Source organism: Pseudomonas sp. AC172 (assembly GCF_979258595.1).
This window is the reverse complement of the sequence record NZ_OZ409868.1, coordinates 2759667-2774635: the sequence shown is the minus strand read 5'-3', so window position 1 is coordinate 2774635 and position 14969 is coordinate 2759667. Positions and strand designations below refer to the sequence as shown.

At 57.7% G+C, this 14969-nt stretch carries 13 protein-coding genes; 9 read left to right on the top strand and 4 right to left on the bottom strand.

The window, feature by feature from the left end; all coding sequences use genetic code 11:
• Positions 1-176: 176 nt before the first annotated feature.
• The 6 genes from ACZ0A4_RS12335 (at position 177) to hcnC (ending at position 5590) form a co-directional block, all read left to right on the top strand.
• Positions 177-485 (top strand): YdcA family protein, encoded by a 309-nt coding sequence (locus tag ACZ0A4_RS12335; RefSeq protein ID WP_463577546.1) that lies wholly within the window; start codon positions 177-179, stop codon positions 483-485.
• Positions 486-677: 192 nt separating this feature from the next.
• Positions 678-1607, top strand: a complete 930-nt coding sequence (locus tag ACZ0A4_RS12330; protein ID WP_463574920.1) for a hypothetical protein — start codon at positions 678-680, stop codon at positions 1605-1607.
• A 226-nt stretch (positions 1608-1833) separates the two neighbouring features.
• Complete coding sequence (locus ACZ0A4_RS12325; protein ID WP_463574918.1) at positions 1834-2373, top strand: hypothetical protein; 540 nt, start codon at positions 1834-1836, stop codon at positions 2371-2373.
• A gap of 241 nt (positions 2374-2614) precedes the next feature.
• Entirely contained in the window at positions 2615-2932 is a 318-nt protein-coding gene (locus ACZ0A4_RS12320; RefSeq protein ID WP_463574917.1) for a (2Fe-2S)-binding protein, read from the top strand.
• The gene (gene hcnB, locus ACZ0A4_RS12315) at positions 2929-4338 is read left to right on the top strand and encodes a cyanide-forming glycine dehydrogenase subunit HcnB (protein WP_463574916.1); all 1410 of its coding nucleotides are present in this window, start codon (positions 2929-2931) and stop codon (positions 4336-4338) included. Before ACZ0A4_RS12320 ends, hcnB begins: the two co-directional genes overlap by 4 nt.
• Complete coding sequence (hcnC, locus tag ACZ0A4_RS12310) at positions 4331-5590, top strand: cyanide-forming glycine dehydrogenase subunit HcnC (protein ID WP_463574915.1); 1260 nt, start codon at positions 4331-4333, stop codon at positions 5588-5590. Before hcnB ends, hcnC begins: the two co-directional genes overlap by 8 nt.
• 117 nt (positions 5591-5707) lie before the next feature.
• Here hcnC and ACZ0A4_RS12305 read toward each other — a convergent pair whose 3' ends face one another.
• Complete coding sequence (locus tag ACZ0A4_RS12305) at positions 5708-7516, bottom strand: monovalent cation:proton antiporter-2 (CPA2) family protein (protein ID WP_463574914.1); 1809 nt, start codon at positions 7514-7516, stop codon at positions 5708-5710.
• A 252-nt stretch (positions 7517-7768) separates the two neighbouring features.
• On the opposite strand from ACZ0A4_RS12305, the gene ACZ0A4_RS12300 reads away from it, so the two are divergent.
• Positions 7769-8683, top strand: a complete 915-nt coding sequence (locus tag ACZ0A4_RS12300) for a LysR family transcriptional regulator (protein ID WP_463574913.1) — start codon at positions 7769-7771, stop codon at positions 8681-8683.
• Here the strand turns inward: ACZ0A4_RS12300 and ACZ0A4_RS12295 are convergent.
• Both ACZ0A4_RS12295 and tcuC read right to left on the bottom strand, forming a co-directional pair.
• The gene (locus tag ACZ0A4_RS12295; protein ID WP_463574912.1) at positions 8673-9443 is read right to left on the bottom strand and encodes a substrate-binding domain-containing protein; all 771 of its coding nucleotides are present in this window, start codon (positions 9441-9443) and stop codon (positions 8673-8675) included. The two genes, ACZ0A4_RS12300 and ACZ0A4_RS12295, sit on opposite strands and share 11 nt — an antisense overlap.
• Positions 9444-9455: 12 nt before the next feature.
• Positions 9456-10748 (bottom strand): tricarballylate/proton symporter TcuC, encoded by a 1293-nt coding sequence (tcuC, locus tag ACZ0A4_RS12290; RefSeq protein ID WP_463574911.1) that lies wholly within the window; start codon positions 10746-10748, stop codon positions 9456-9458.
• 468 nt (positions 10749-11216) lie between these two features.
• On the opposite strand from tcuC, the gene ACZ0A4_RS12285 reads away from it, so the two are divergent.
• Positions 11217-11522, top strand: a complete 306-nt coding sequence (locus ACZ0A4_RS12285) for an RcnB family protein (RefSeq protein WP_463574909.1) — start codon at positions 11217-11219, stop codon at positions 11520-11522.
• 257 nt (positions 11523-11779) lie between these two features.
• The gene (locus ACZ0A4_RS12280) at positions 11780-13747 is read left to right on the top strand and encodes a DUF262 domain-containing protein (protein WP_463574908.1); all 1968 of its coding nucleotides are present in this window, start codon (positions 11780-11782) and stop codon (positions 13745-13747) included.
• 85 nt (positions 13748-13832) lie between these two features.
• Here the strand turns inward: ACZ0A4_RS12280 and ACZ0A4_RS12275 are convergent, their stop codons facing one another.
• Positions 13833-14909, bottom strand: coding sequence for a diguanylate cyclase domain-containing protein (locus ACZ0A4_RS12275; RefSeq protein ID WP_463574907.1), 1077 nt, complete (start codon positions 14907-14909; stop codon positions 13833-13835).
• Positions 14910-14969 lie beyond the last annotated feature (60 nt).

The window sequence follows — 14969 nt, the reverse complement described above, 5'->3', positions numbered from 1 at the left end:
GGTTCAAACGGAATGGCAGCATTTTGCCAAGAAATTCCGCTGACGCTTTAAATTAACTTTCATGTTGTAGCTGTCATTTGCGCGTCTTGAGGATTTATTTGCCGCAACGTTGATATCATATAGCCATAATTTCCATCGGGAGTGGTGCCGTGCGTCTTTCGATTCGCCGTGGCTGGATGCCGATCACCGGTCTGTTGCTGGTGCTGTTCAACGCCTCGGCATGGGCCGCCAACACGCCGTGTTCCGGAAAGAAGGGCGGGATTGCCCGCTGCGATGGCGACCTGTTCCTGTGCAATGACGGCTCCATCAGCGGCTCGAAGAAAAGCTGCGCGGCGATGTTTGGCGAGCGCCAGCAGGCCCGTCCGCAAAACTTCCTGCAAAGTGATGATGGCTGCGCCTGTGGCACCGGATCCTTCTGCACTGGCCCACGCGGCGGGGTGTATTGCCTGACCCCCAGCGGTAACAAGAGCTACAAACGCAAATAACTGGCATTTGTGCCAATGCATAAAACCCGCTGTTATTCGACCCTTGTTGCAATTTGCAAGGTTCTGGGAAGTTCATTCTTTCTAACTGATTGAAACTTAAGGATTTATTTATTTTTAGCGACTGGCACGGTCACTGCAATTCCTCTGATGACGAGTTGTAACACCATTTTTCATGCCTGGAGCAGAACAACAATGAATAGATCCTCTGATGGGTTTTATCCTGCCGCTGAAGAGTCGAGCAGCGTTTCGGGCGTGTCCTGGGGCGCGATCTTCGCCGGTGCTGCGGCTGCCGCTGCACTGTCGATGATTCTGGTCCTGCTCGGGTTCGGTTTGGGTTTCTCTGCTGTTTCACCGTGGGCCGGAGAGGGCGTCAGCGCCAAGGGCCTGGGCATATCGACAATCATCTGGCTGGCGGCGACGCAAATCATCGCTTCCGGCATGGGTGGCTATATCGCCGGTCGTCTGCGCGTGAAGTGGGCGAACATGCACGGTGATGAGGTGTATTTCCGCGACACCGCGCACGGCTTCCTCGCCTGGTGTGTGGCGACGTTGGTCACCGCAGTGCTGGTGGTCGGCTCGGTCAGCAGCGTCATCAGTGGTGGTGTGCAGGCCGGTGCCAGCGTCGCTGGCGGTGCAGCCAGTGCCATGACTCAAGCGGCCGGTTCTGCTGCGGCCAACACCGACAGCAATCAGTACGGCTACTACATCGACAGCCTGTTCCGCGATGACCGCCCAGCCTCCGTCAGCGATGACGCCGCGCATGGCGCCGTGGCCCGCATCTTCGCGCAAAGCCTGGCCAACGGTCAGCTGAGTGCCGAAGACCGTACCTACCTGGCGCAACTGGTGGCGCAACGTACCAACCTGACGCAGGCCGACGCCGAACGTCGTGTTGACGAGATCTACGCCCGCACCCAGAAAGCCCTGGCCGATGCCAAGCTGAAAGCTCAACAAGCCGCTGACACCGCTGCGAAAGTCGCTGCCTGGACCTCGCTGTGGATGTTCATCTCGCTACTGGCCGGTGCGTTCTTCGCCAGCCTCGCGGCCACGTTCGGCGGTCGTCGCCGCGATGCGGTCGAGTACGTTGAAGTCGATACCTACACCACGACCACTCCAGTCCGTTAAACAAGGAGCATGACCATGCGCTCACTACTGCTGTTTTTTCTCGGCGTGCCAATCCCGATCATCATCCTGATCGCCCTGTTCGTGCACTGATTGCTCCATTGAGGCCCATGCCTCGGCCGCTTCCACCTTCGGGTGGAAGCGGCTTTTTGCTTTCTGCGGGGGCAACGGCGAGAATCGCCGCCGGAAGTGGATTGGCCGCTTTTACCTCTTTTTAAGGATGAACACGTTGGACAAGAAGGAAATCAAACGCCAGTTGGTGGAAATGCTCGAAGCCGGGCGCTCGAAAACCGAAACGTTCAAAGCGTTGTCGGGCGGTGCGGTCAAAGATCGAGTGTTGGCGGCCTGGATCGGGGGGCGTCCGGATCCGGCCCTCAGAGAAAAGCATTCACTCAAAGTCACTCTGCTCGTAGCGTTGACCTGCATCCAGGCATTGATCGGCGCAGTCTTCGGTTTCTTCCTGTTCTATGACGCAAGCGCCGGTCTGGCACTGACCATGCTGCTGATCGCTGGCGGCATTCCGTTGTTGTTTGCATGGGGCTTCTACAAGAACGTGGCGGCGGCTTACACCATTTACGTCATCCTGACCGTCAGTCAGGTTTCACGCATGTTCAAGGGTTATGAGGAAGATCCGCTGTCGACCGTGATTGCCGTCGGCATCACTCTGGCCATTGTGTTCTACGCCGCCTGGATCAAAACCCTGCTGTTCCCGGACCTGGGTTTCATCGGCGCGAAAAAGATCAAAGGGCAGTTCGTCTTCTCCAATTGATCGTTGGACAATCCAACCGCTTTCACTGGCCTAGATCAATATTTGCTGTGGCGATATCGCCTAACGTAAATGATCCCGGCCTTTGCTGAGGTATGAACTACAGTGCTTCACGCGCACCTTGTTGCGCTGACGGAGTACCCGCGTCGACGCCCCCTCACAGCCACAATAAATGCGTCGACACGGTGTAGTGCAGCAAGGAGCTGACACCACCTCAACCGAACTTTCACGGATGAACATCGCAATGCACTGCCTAGAAAGAACCTTCGATATCCAGCCGTTGGCGCAGGCGGATATGACCGTCCACATCAACGGGCAAGCGGTCAGCGCCGCCATCGGCGAAACCGTACTCAGCGTTCTTCAATCCCTCGGCGTACGCCAGATTGCCCGCAACGATCACGACCAGATCACCGGCGCCTACTGCGGCATGGGCGTGTGCCAGTGCTGTCTGGTGAAAATCAACGGTCGACACAAACGCCGCGCCTGCCAGACCGTGGTGCGTGACGGCATGCACATCGAAACCCGGGTCAACCGCATCACCGCGCAGGAGGTGGTCGTATGAGCCTGCAACCGGTCATCGTCGGCGGCGGCCCGGCGGGGATGGCGGCGGCCATCGAACTGGCGCGCCACGGCGTGCGCTGCACCTTGCTCGAAGAAGCTTCGCGCCTCGGCGGTGTGGTCTATCGCGGGCCGCTGCGTGATGGCGTGCAACTGGATTATCTCGGCCCGCGCTACGCCGAAGCGCTGGGCAAACTGCACGGTGATTTTCAGGAGCAGGCCGGGCTGATCGACGTGCGCCTCAACCATCGCGTGGTCGGCGCCGAAGGCACCCGCGCGCTGGAGGTGCTCGATGGCGATGAACAACTGCACGAGATCGAGTACCCGCAATTGCTCTTGGCTGCCGGTTGCCACGAACGCAGCGTACCGTTTCCGGGCTGGACCCTGCCCGGAGTGATCATGCTCGGCGGTCTGCAACTGCAAATCAAAAGTGGCGTGGTCAAGCCGCAAGGGCCGGTGATCATCGCCGGCACCGGGCCGTTGCTGCCGCTGGTAGCGACGCAGTTGCATGCCTCTGGCGTCAGCGTCGCCGGCGTGTATGAAGCCTGTGCGTTCGGCAAGATTGCCCGTGAAAGTCTGGCGCTGCTGAACAAGCCGCAGCTGTTCCTCGATGGCTTGAGCATGCTCGCCTACCTGAAACTGCACGGCATCCCGATGAACTACGGCTGGGGTGTGGTCGAGGCCCACGGCGAGGGCGAACTGAAAAGCGTCAGCGTTGCGCCGTATTCGGCCACTTGGGAACCGGACATGAGCCGCGTCGAGCGCTTCGAAGCCAAGACCCTTGCGGTCGGTTACGGCTTTATTCCGCGCACGCAACTGAGCCAGCAGATGGGCCTGGACCACGGCTTCAGCGACGATGGTTATCTGCGTGCGAATGCGAATGTCTGGCAGCAAAGCAACGAACCCCACGTGCATCTGGCCGGCGACATGGGCGGGATTCGCGGCGGTGAAGCAGCGATGCTCGCCGGCAAGATCGCCGCGACATCGATTCTGCTGCAACGCGGCGTGCTCGAAGAGGAGCTGGCGCGGGTTCGCCGCGATCGCTACTTGAGCAAACTCAAAGCCATCGTGCGTTTCCGCGCCGCCGTGGATCGCTACACCGAACGCGGCGTCGGCCAGACCGCATTGCCCGCCGCCGACACGGTGATCTGTCGCTGTGAACACGCGACCCGCGCTGACATCGACCTGGCGCTGGAGCAGGGCGTGCAAGACATCGCCAGCCTGAAAATGCGCACCCGCGTGAGCATGGGCGACTGTCAGGGACGCATGTGCGTCGGCTACTGCAGCGACCGCCTGCGCCAGGCCACCGGACGTAAGGACGTTGGTTGGCTGCGCCCGCGTTTCCCGATCGATCCGATACCTTTTTCCGCGTTCCAGTCTGTCGGCACGGAGGCCGCTGCCCATGAGTAAGTTCTATGACGTGGTCATCGCCGGCGGTGGCGTGATCGGGGCGTCCTGCGCCTATCAACTGTCAAAACGCAAAAACCTCAAGATCGCACTGATCGATGCCAAGCGCCCGGGCAACGCGACGCGTGCTTCGGCCGGTGGTTTGTGGGCGATCGGTGAGTCGGTCGGCCTCGGCTGCGGGGTGATTTTCTTCCGCATGATGTCGGCCAACCGCAAGCGCGAAACCCAGGGCGCGGCGGTGGCGGTGGACGCGAGCACGCCGCACATTCTGCCGGAGTCGTTTTTCGATTTTGCCCTGCAGTCCAACGCGATGTATCCGGCTTTGCACCGAGAGCTGAAAGACAATCACGGGATGGATTTCAAGTTCGAAAAGACCGGGCTGAAATTCGTTATCTATGACGATGAAGACCGGCTCTACGCCGAGCATATCGTCGGTTGCATTCCGCACCTGGCCGATCAGGTGCGCTGGCTCGATCAAGCGGCGCTGCGCGAGTCCGAGCCGAGCGTCAGCCATGAAGCACGCGGGGCGCTGGAATTTCTTTGCGACCATCAGGTCAGCCCGTTCCGCCTCGCCGATGCCTACATGGAAGGTGCACGGCAGAACGGCGTCGACATCTTCGTCAACACCAACGTCACCGGCGTGTTGCACCACGGCAGCCGCGTCACGGGTGTGCAAACGGCCGAGCAGGGCGTGTTCCACTGCAAGACGCTGATCAACGCCAGCGGCGCGTGGGCGGCGGACTTGAGCGAGTGGGCGACGGGAATTCGCATCCCGGTAAAACCGGTCAAGGGCCAGATCTTGTTGACCGAGCGCATGCCGAAAATCCTCAACGGCTGCCTGACCACCAGCGACTGTTACGTGGCGCAGAAAGACAACGGCGAAATCCTGATCGGCAGCACCACCGAAGACAAAGGCTTCGACGTCACCACCACCTACCCGGAAATCGCCGGGCTGGTGCAGGGCGCAGTGCGCTGTCTGCCGGAACTCAAGGACGTCAATCTGAAACGCACGTGGGCGGGCTTGCGTCCGGGTTCGCCGGATGAGTTGCCGATACTCGGGCCGATGCGCGGGGTGGAAGGTTATCTGAATGCCTGCGGGCACTTCCGTACTGGGATTCTGACCTCGGCGATTACTGGCGTGCTGCTGGACAAACTGGTCAACGATGAACCGTTGCCGCTGGATATCACGCCGTTTCTGGCAGACCGGTTTGAGGTGGCACCGGTCAAACAGGAGCGCACGCTAGAGCCGGCCTGACACAGATCCCTGTGGGAGCGAGCTTGCTCGCGAAGGCAATCTGTCAGTAACGAATAGGTTGACTGACACACCGCTTTCGCGAGCAGGCTCGCTCCCACATGGGGTTCTGTGCAGGGCTCAGGTGTTGCGTGACTCTTCTTCCAGTTGGTCGGATTCGAACAACCGCGCCAGTTCCGCCCGGGCTTCCTGGGCGGTTTGCAGGACTTTGGCGGCGTCGTCGTAGATCGCGTGTTGCGCCTCCAGCACCTGTTCGTCGTGGTGCTTGAAACGCTTGATCCGCGCATCGGCCTGTGCCTGAGTCAGACCAAGCCCCACCAACGTCCGTCGGCTCATCTCCAGACTTGAATAATAAGTCTCACGAATTGCCTCGGCGCCGACATCGACCAAGCGGTGCACGTGCTGACGGTTACGGGCCCGGGCGATGATCTTCATGTGTGGATACAGCTTGCGCACCACCTCGGCGGTCTTGATGTTGGTGTCTGGATCGTCCGTGGCAATCACGAAATATTCCGCCTCGCCGACCTTGGCCGCGTTAAGAATTTCCGGGCGCATCGGATCACCATAAAACACCGGCACACCGCCAAAACTGCGCGACAGTTCAATGGTTTCCACCGAAGTATCCAGCGCAACGAACTTGATGTTCTGCGCACGCAGAATCCGCGCGACGATCTGGCCCATCCGGCCCATGCCGGCGATCACCACACGCGGCGTGTCAGTGTCGATCTCACGGTATTTTTCCGGCACTTCCACCGGTTGCACTTTTGGACTGACCAGCCGCGCGCAGATCAGCAGCAACAATGGCGTCACCGCCATCGACAGGGTGATGGTCAGCACCAGCAGGTCATACAAACGCGGTTCGAACAGGCCCTGATCACGACCGATCTTGAACACCACAAAAGCGAATTCACCGCCCGCCGCCAACACGATACCGAGGCGAATCGCACTGACCTTGTTCAAGCCACCGGCCAGACGCCCGACGACGAACAGCAGCGGCAATTTCAGCCCGATCAACAGCAGCGTCAGCCCCAGCACGGTGATCGGCGCACTGAGCAGCAAGCTGAGGTTGGCGCCCATGCCGACGCTGATGAAAAACAGCCCGAGCAGCAGACCTTTGAATGGCTCGATCTGCGCTTCCAGCTCATGGCGATATTCTGAATCCGCCAATAGCAAACCGGCAAGAAACGCCCCCAGCGCCATCGACACACCGACCAGGTCCATCAACCACGCCGTGCCGATCACCACCAGTAACGCTGTGGCGGTGGACACTTCCGGCAGACCGGTTTTCGCCACCACGCGGAACACCGGACGCAACAGATAACGCCCACCGACCACGACCACGGCGATACCACCGAGCACTTGCAACGCGTGATTCAGACTCTCGGCGTTGCTGGTGTCGTGAGCACCACCCGCCAGCATCGGCACCAGCGCAATCAACGGGATCGCGGCGATGTCCTGAAACAGCAGAATCGCAAACGCCAGACGGCCATGGGGGCTGGTCAGCTCCTTGCGTTCTGCCAGACTTTGCAGACCGAATGCCGTCGAGGAAAGTGCCAGGCCGAGACCGAGCACAATTGCGCTGTTCAGCGGTTGGCCAAACACCGACAACGCCAGCACGCCGATCACTGAAGCCGTCAGCAGCACCTGCGCCAGGCCGACGCCGAACACTGATTTGCGCATCACCCACAAACGTCGTGGCGACAGCTCAAGACCAATGATGAACAACAGCAACACCACGCCCAGTTCGGAAATATGCGCGACGCTTTGCGGGTTGCCGATCAGGCCCAGCACCGACGGGCCGATGATCACCCCGGCAAACAGATAACCGAGCACGGCACCCAGTTGCAGGCGTTTGGCCAAAGGCACGGTGAGCACGGCCGCGAACAGAAAGACGACAGCGGCTTGCAACAGATTGCCTTCATGGGGCATGGGGGGTTACTCCTGACAACGGTACGGCGGGGGTGACAAGGATAAGGGTTACAAAGACCTATAGGCCACTGGAGATCCAATGTGGGAGCGAGCTTGCTCGCGAAAGCGGAGTGTCAGCCAATAGTGTTTTCACTGACAGATTGCATTCGCGAGCAAGCTCGCTCCCACAGGGGTTCTGATGTCGAGTCTGTAATAAATTGCATCAATTGGTTACATTTATAGCCTAAGCAAATCAATCCCCCGAGTCCCGCCATGGCCATCAACTTCGACCTCAACGATTTACAAGCCTTCCGCGCCGTGGTCGAACAGGGCAGTTTCCGCAAGGCCGCCGACACCGTGCGCCTCTCGCAACCGGCACTGAGCCGGCGTATCGAGAAGCTCGAAGACGCCCTCGGCGTGAAACTCTTCGAACGCACCACACGCAAGGTCAGCCTGACTCAGGCCGGGCGCGGTTTCATGCCCAGTGTTGAGCGTTTGCTGGACGATCTCGATGTCGCGTTGCTGGGCATCAGCGAAGTCGCCTCGACTCGTTTGGGCCATGTCACCGTCGCCTGTGTGCCTTCGGCGGCGTACTACTTCATGCCCCGCGTGGTTGCGCGGTATCACCAGCAATTTCCGCGCATCAAGGTCAAAGTGCTCGACTCCAGCGCGCACGATGTCTTGAGTGCGGTGGTCAATGGCGAGGCGGATTTCGGCTTGAGTTTTCTCGGCACGCAGGATGCCAAAGTCGAGTTCGAACCGCTTGTGCAGGAGTGCTACGTCGTCGCTTGCCGCCGCGATCATGCGTTGGCCGGGCGCAGCAGCGTGAGCTGGGACGAGTTTTACCAGCAGGATTACATCTCGCTCGACAAGACGTCCGGCAACCGCTTTCTGCTCGATCAGGCCTTGAGCAGCGTGACACCGCAGCGCTCGAGCATCTGCGAAACCCGGCATGTGACGACGATGATCGGTCTGGTGGAGGCGGGGTTGGGCGTGGCGGCGGTGCCGTTGATGGCGATGCCCGGGCCGGATCATCCGATCCTGACGCGGGTGCCACTGACCGATCCGCAAGTGATGCGCAGTGTCGGCATCATCAAGCGCCGGGGTCGCACGCTGACCCCGGCGGCACTGGAGCTGGAGCGGCTGGTGGTGGAAATGAAGGTCAAGCCGCCAACGATCAGCGCTTGACCGAATCCAGCCCGGTGGCCTGCACGTCAGCTTGTGCAGCCGGTGCGGCGAGGTAGGCGAGCAAGGCTTTCGCCTCTTCTGGATGCTGCGCGCCCACCGGAATCCCGGCAGCAAAACGCGTCACCGACTGCACCGATTCCGGAATCTTCGCCACGAAACTCACGCCCGGCACTGGCAGCAATTCGCTGACTTGCTGGAAGCCCAATTGATAGTCGCCAGTGGCAACCACCGAGCCGACCGGGATTTTCGCAATCATCTTGGCCTTCGGTTTCAGTTGGTCTTCGATCCCCAGTTTCTTGAACAACTGCTGTTCGATGTACACGCCGCTGGCGCTATCGGAGTAGGCCACCGACTGCGCGTCGAGCAGGGTTTTCTTCAAGGCGTCGACGTTGCTGATGTCCGGTTTCGCCGCGCCTTCGCGCACCACCAGGCCAATCCGCGAATCCGCCAGCTCAACGCGCGAGGCCGGGTCGACCTTGCCTTGCTTGATCAAGTCATCGAGGGCGTAACCGACCATGATCACCACGTCGGCGTGTTCACCGCGCGCGAGGCGATTGGGGATCGCCTCGGGGGCTTTGCCCATCGATGGGCCAAGGCTGGTGGTCAATGTGTTGCCGCTGGTGGCAGCGAATTTCGGCCCGAGAATCTTGTAGGCGGCGGTGAAGCCCCCGGAGGTCATCACGCTCAATTCTTCGGCCTGGGCCGCGAGGTTGAATGCGAGACCGGCGAGCAGGGCGGTGACAGTAAACAGTTTTTTCATGGCGAATTTCCCTCAGGCCGCGACAGGTCGCAGACGACCACCGGCACGGCGGTACAGATAAAGAGTGGCGCACAAGGCACACAGCGCACCGATGCTCATCCAGTACCCCGGCGCGGCTTTGTCGCCGGTGTACTGGATCAGGAAGGTCGACATCGCCGGGGTGAAGCCGCCGAAAATCGCCGTGGCCAGGCTGTAGGCGAGGGAGAAACCGGCAACGCGAACCTCGACCGGCATGATCTCGGTCAGCGCCGGAATCATCGCGCCGTTGTACAAGCCGTAGATAAACGACAGCCACAACAGCGACAGCAACATGTGGCTGAAGCTCGGCGCCTGCACCAGATACGACAACGCCGGATACGTCGTGGCCAAGGCGAGCAGCGACATCGCAATCAGCACCGGACGACGGCCGATACGATCCGACAACATGCCGCCAATCGGCAGCCAGAAGAAGTTCGACACACCGACCAGCAAGGTCACCAGCAACGCGTCGGAGGTGCTCAGGTGCAGCACGGTTTTGCCGAAGGTCGGCGCGTACACAGTGATCAGGTAAAACGCGGTGGTGGTCAGCGCGACCATCAACATGCCGCCGAGTACCACGCCCCAGTTCTGACCGAGGGTGCGGAACACTTCGCCCATGCTCGGGCGGTGTTTGCGTGCGGCGAACTCTTCGGTTTCCGCCAGGTTACGCCGCAGCACAAAGATGAACGGCACGATCATGCAGCCAACGAAAAACGGAATCCGCCAGCCCCAATCGGCAATCACATCCGGCGCCATCCACGCGTTCAGCGCGTAGCCCAAAGCAGCGGCGACGATGATTGCAACTTGCTGACTGGCCGACTGCCAAGCGGTGAAGAAACCTTTGCGACCCGGCGTGGCGATCTCGGCGAGGTACACCGACACACCGCCCAATTCCGCACCGGCCGAGAAGCCCTGCAGCAAGCGCCCGATCAACACCAGTGCCGGTGCAAACAGGCCGATGCTTTCGTATCCGGGCACCAGCACAATCAATATCGTGCCGCTGGCCATGATCGACAGGGTGACGATCAAACCTTTGCGCCGGCCGACATCATCGATGTACGCACCGAGCACAATGGCGCCCAGCGGACGCATCAAAAAGCCTGCGCCGAACACCGCAAAGGTCATCATCAGGGAAGCGAACTCACTGCTCGCCGGAAAGAACACCGCCGCGATCTGCGTGGCGTAGAAACCGAACAGAAAGAAATCGAACTGTTCGAGGAAGTTGCCCGAGGTCACCCGGAAAATGGCGCCGGCCCGCGAGCCGTTGTGTGGGATTGAGGCTGTCATCGAAAAGTACTCCACCGCTTTTATGACGTGCGCGACGGGAGGGCGGCGCACGGTTTTTATTGAGGCGGATGGTGGCGCAGGTGTAACGAGATGTTAATTGCATTATTGGCATGGATTGATGTGCAAAGTGGATCAATGGTTTTTTTGGTACAAATCCACTGCTGCGGTAACGACTGCTTATGGTTTTGCCCTCACCCCAGCCCTCTCCCGAGGGAGAGGGAGCCGATTTCGGTCGGTTTTGAAACTTGCATTCGACTCGGAATCGCACGTCGGCGCACTTCTACCAAACACCTCGGTCAGTCCCCTCTCCCTCCGGGAGAGGGCTAGGGTGAGGGGCTCTTGATTTTGCTTTTGTTTACAGGACACCCAAATTCCAATGACCTCTAGCGGCCACCCCCGGCAAAAAAGGAATGATTCCCGCCCCACGCAGTCGGAGTTGAGGTACTACCCAATTCAGGAGGTTCACCGATGAACAGCAAAACCCTAATCGCCAGCCTGGCCCTCGTCGCCGGCATTGCCGGGATCAGCCCACTTGTTCAAGCGGCGCAAACCTCAAATGAACAGGCCGTTCAATCCCCGGTCAGCGACCGTGAACTGAAGGTCAACGACCGCGCCCCGGATATTTATCAGCGCAGTGAAAAAGCCATCGACTGGAAAGCCAAGGGCCTGAAAAAACCTGTTGATCAGGCGCAGTGGGTACAGATCAATGATCAGTACGTCATGGTGATGATCACCAACGGGACGATTGTCGAGATGAAAGCGGTCGAGCGGTAAGCAACGTGACGCCCTAACCAGCTCTTGTTGAATCGACTGAATGGTTAGGGCATCGGCTGTAAAATTTCCATTTTTCTAATCTCATCGAGTTTTTACAATGGTATTGATGAAATATTGAATGGTTGATGGTTTTGGGTAGTGGCTCTTTGACACTGGTTGATGGTTTTAATTAGAATCTGCTTCGTGAAAAAAGCGTGCAGGGATCGGTGCAAATTTGCCGAGGTAACTAAAACATTATCAGCTTAGCGAATCGTCGAATGGAACCGTCAAAACAGCCATTAAGTAAACTTCTCACGATTGAAGGTACCCAGGAAAGCTATCGAGTTCCCAAGTATCAGCGACCTTATTCTTGGTCTGCCCGCGATTGGCAACAGTTGATAGATGATATAAATGACGATGCGAATGACAAAGAAGGCCACTATATGGGGTCGGTTATTTGCGTTGATGCCAGCTCAGGTGCACCCGGAGAGCCTCGGGTTTATGAGCTGATTGATGGGCAGCAGCGAATTACTACTATTTCCTGTTTGTTGATTGCTATTTGGTCAAGGCTGAATGAAGTGCTTTCGGCTGAAGTTGATTTGAAGGAGCAGTCCAGTCTGGATGAGGACGATATCGCTGATTTAAAGGCATTGATGGATGATGTTCGGCGTAAGGTAGTACGAGAGCGTAGATATCAAAAAGATGAAAAAATGCCGGTTCATTCGAGTAAAAATACGTTGCTGGGTGACTTTTATATCGGGCGAAAAAATCGCACCGATTACTATTGCCGGATACTGCCGTCGAGCCAGGATTTAAATCGTGTTGATTATATTAATGCACTGAGTCATTACGGATTGCTGGCGCTCGTTGAACATGAAGCACCAAGGAATTGGGGGAATCGCCGTATAGCTAAATGCATTCGCTATTTTTCTGATGAGTTGCCCGATGAAGTGACCGCGCTGAAGTTGCTGGCTCAACGAGTGAATGCGCTGATTTTTATTCATATCAGGGTCGACAATCATTCAGATGCATTTAGACTTTTTGAGGCGATTAACAATCGGGGTGTACCGCTGTCCGCTCTGGATATCATCAAAAATGCAATGTTGGCCACGCTGGAACGAAGTAGCACTGGTGCCATTGATGAGGCTTTCGAAATCTGGTCTACCATGACCGAAAGTCTAGGCCCGGATTCAAGTCTTCATGAAAGTTATCTGCGTCACTTTTATAATGCGTTTCAGGTGGAGTCAGGGCGTAGCGTGCCCAATTTTAAACGGGCAACGAAGACTTCGCTAATTTCAATTTTTGAGTATTTGATAAAAAAAGACGCAGGTGGTTTGTTGGATGCACTGGCTCGCCGCGCCAGTTTTTATAGTGCTATTACGCAACCGGAACGAGCAGAGATTGCCCCATTGCGTCGCTTGAAGTTGTTGAATTTATCCCGTCTGGATGCCAAGCCAAGTCATCAGTTTCTACTGTATATGCTGGACAGAGAGAAAGAAGGGTTGTGTGCATCTGCTGACGTAAATAAGTCAATCGATTTTCTTGCGCGATACTTCGTGCGTCGAAACCTTACCAGTACTCCTGCTACTAACCGATTAGACGGCTTGTTTATCGAACTGGTGAGTGTTTGTGAGAAGGCTCTCAAGAAAAGTGGTAGCTTTTCTTATGAGTTGGTTCGCAGCACGCTGCTCAAAGCAAAGGGCAGCGATACGCCGGCGGATGATGGCGAATTTGAAGAGGCCTTGAGTACTCATATTTATTATTATAATCCAGGCGTCGCTCGCTATTTGTTGTGCAATTATGTGATGGAGCGCGAAACAAAAGAACGTCAGATTGATTTGTGGCGTAGAGACGATAAAGGCCGATATGTCTGGACCATAGAGCATGTTCTTCCTCAAGGTACATTGAAACCTGGCTGGGTTAAAATGTTGGCGGGTGGCGATACTGAGAAGGCGCTTGAGATTCAGGAGCAATTTGCCGATCAGATTGGCAACTTGACGTTGTCTGCTTACAACTCAAATTTGTCCAACGCAGAGTTGGTTGAAAAACAGAAGAAAAGTGTGGTCACTCTCGCCGGTGATAAAGCTTCGATAGGCTATAAAAATGGCTTGTTGCTGAACGATTTGAAGTTCAAAGTAGGCAGAAAGCTTGCTAGTCTTTCAAGTGCTGCAAATTGGGATCATGAACAAATTGACGCAAGGACCGATGTGCTTGTCGCGGCAATGATGTCTGACTATAAGCTCTAAGCTTTTTTGGCAGCCATTTAAATCGGCATATTGTCAGGTGGATTGTGATGTTGGCGCTACTTCGGTAGCGCCTTGGATTATTCGCTTACTCAACCCGCACGTGATTCATCACCTGCCCACCCCCCAGCCGATACTGATTATTGCCACTGCGCTTGGCCTCATACATCGCCAGATCTGCGACGTGCAGCAAGCGATCCATCGCCGTCGCATGGTCCGGAAACACCGCCACCCCAAGGCTGGTGCCGATGTGGCGCTGGTCGTTGCCGATGCTGATCGGGGGCGAGAGTTCGATGAAGATTTTCTGACAGATGCGGCGCGCTTCGTCCGGCAAACTCAGGTTCGGCGCCAGGCCTTGCAGGATTACCACGAACTCATCGCCGCCAATGCGCGCGACGGTGTCGGTGGCGCGCAAGATGCGTTTCAACCGTGTTGCCGTAGTGATCAGCACCCGGTCGCCGGCGGCATGGCCGTAGCGATCATTGATGGTTTTGAAACCGTTGAGGTCGACGAACACCAATGCGACGCGGGTCTCGGTCTGGCGCGCTTGATCCAGTGCTTCCGACAAGCGTTGTTCCAGCACCAGGCGATTGGGCAGGCCGGTCAGCGGATCGAAGTGAGCGAGGTGTTGCAGGTAGCTGGCCGAGGCTTTTTCTTCGGTGATGTCGCGCACCACGCCCATCATTTTCACCACCGCGTCGTGGTCGTTGCGTACCACGTTGCCGGTTTCCCGTAGCCAGCGAATCGTGCCGTCGGGCCAGATCACGCGGTATTCCTCATCGTGGTTTTCGCCGGTTTCCAGGCAACGCAGTTCACCTTCGCGCACCTTGGTGCGGTCGTCCGGGTGGACGCAGGAACAGAACAACGCATAGGACGGCGTGATTTCGCCGATCTTGAACCCGAACATGCCGTAAATCGCATCCGACCAGTACAGCCGATCCGTGTCGACTTCCCAGTCCCATGTGCCGATGCGCGCAAAGTACTGGCTGCGCTTGAAACGCTCGACGTCGCCGTCCTGATGAATGTTCTGACCATCGGCGGCACGCCTCAGCAGATCACGGTACTGCGCGAGCTGCCTGCGAAAACCGCGTTCGCGCCATAGCAGCAGGGCGATGATGGCCAGCATTATCAAGCCCACGGCAAGGCTGATCCAGAACAGAGTCATTCGGGCGCTGCCAGCATGGCGGGTCGGTCCGTGGAGTAATGGCGGTTGGCTATGTTAATG

Excerpts from the sequence above, each read along its gene's own strand:
- ACZ0A4_RS12275 (WP_463574907.1), bottom strand. The coding sequence starts at position 14,909 with ATGACTCTGTTCTGGATCAGCCTTGCCGTGGGCTTGATAATGCTGGCC.
- ACZ0A4_RS12285 (WP_463574909.1), top strand. The coding sequence starts at position 11,217 with ATGAACAGCAAAACCCTAATCGCCAGCCTGGCCCTCGTCGCCGGCATT.
- hcnC (WP_463574915.1), top strand. The coding sequence starts at position 4,331 with ATGAGTAAGTTCTATGACGTGGTCATCGCCGGCGGTGGCGTGATCGGG.
- ACZ0A4_RS12330 (WP_463574920.1), top strand. The coding sequence starts at position 678 with ATGAATAGATCCTCTGATGGGTTTTATCCTGCCGCTGAAGAGTCGAGC.
- tcuC (WP_463574911.1), bottom strand. The coding sequence starts at position 10,748 with ATGACAGCCTCAATCCCACACAACGGCTCGCGGGCCGGCGCCATTTTC.
- ACZ0A4_RS12295 (WP_463574912.1), bottom strand. The coding sequence starts at position 9,443 with ATGAAAAAACTGTTTACTGTCACCGCCCTGCTCGCCGGTCTCGCATTC.
- ACZ0A4_RS12335 (WP_463577546.1), top strand. The coding sequence starts at position 177 with ATGCCGATCACCGGTCTGTTGCTGGTGCTGTTCAACGCCTCGGCATGG.
- ACZ0A4_RS12300 (WP_463574913.1), top strand. The coding sequence starts at position 7,769 with ATGGCCATCAACTTCGACCTCAACGATTTACAAGCCTTCCGCGCCGTG.
- ACZ0A4_RS12280 (WP_463574908.1), top strand. The coding sequence starts at position 11,780 with ATGGAACCGTCAAAACAGCCATTAAGTAAACTTCTCACGATTGAAGGT.
- ACZ0A4_RS12320 (WP_463574917.1), top strand. The coding sequence starts at position 2,615 with ATGCACTGCCTAGAAAGAACCTTCGATATCCAGCCGTTGGCGCAGGCG.
- ACZ0A4_RS12305 (WP_463574914.1), bottom strand. The coding sequence starts at position 7,516 with ATGCCCCATGAAGGCAATCTGTTGCAAGCCGCTGTCGTCTTTCTGTTC.
- hcnB (WP_463574916.1), top strand. The coding sequence starts at position 2,929 with ATGAGCCTGCAACCGGTCATCGTCGGCGGCGGCCCGGCGGGGATGGCG.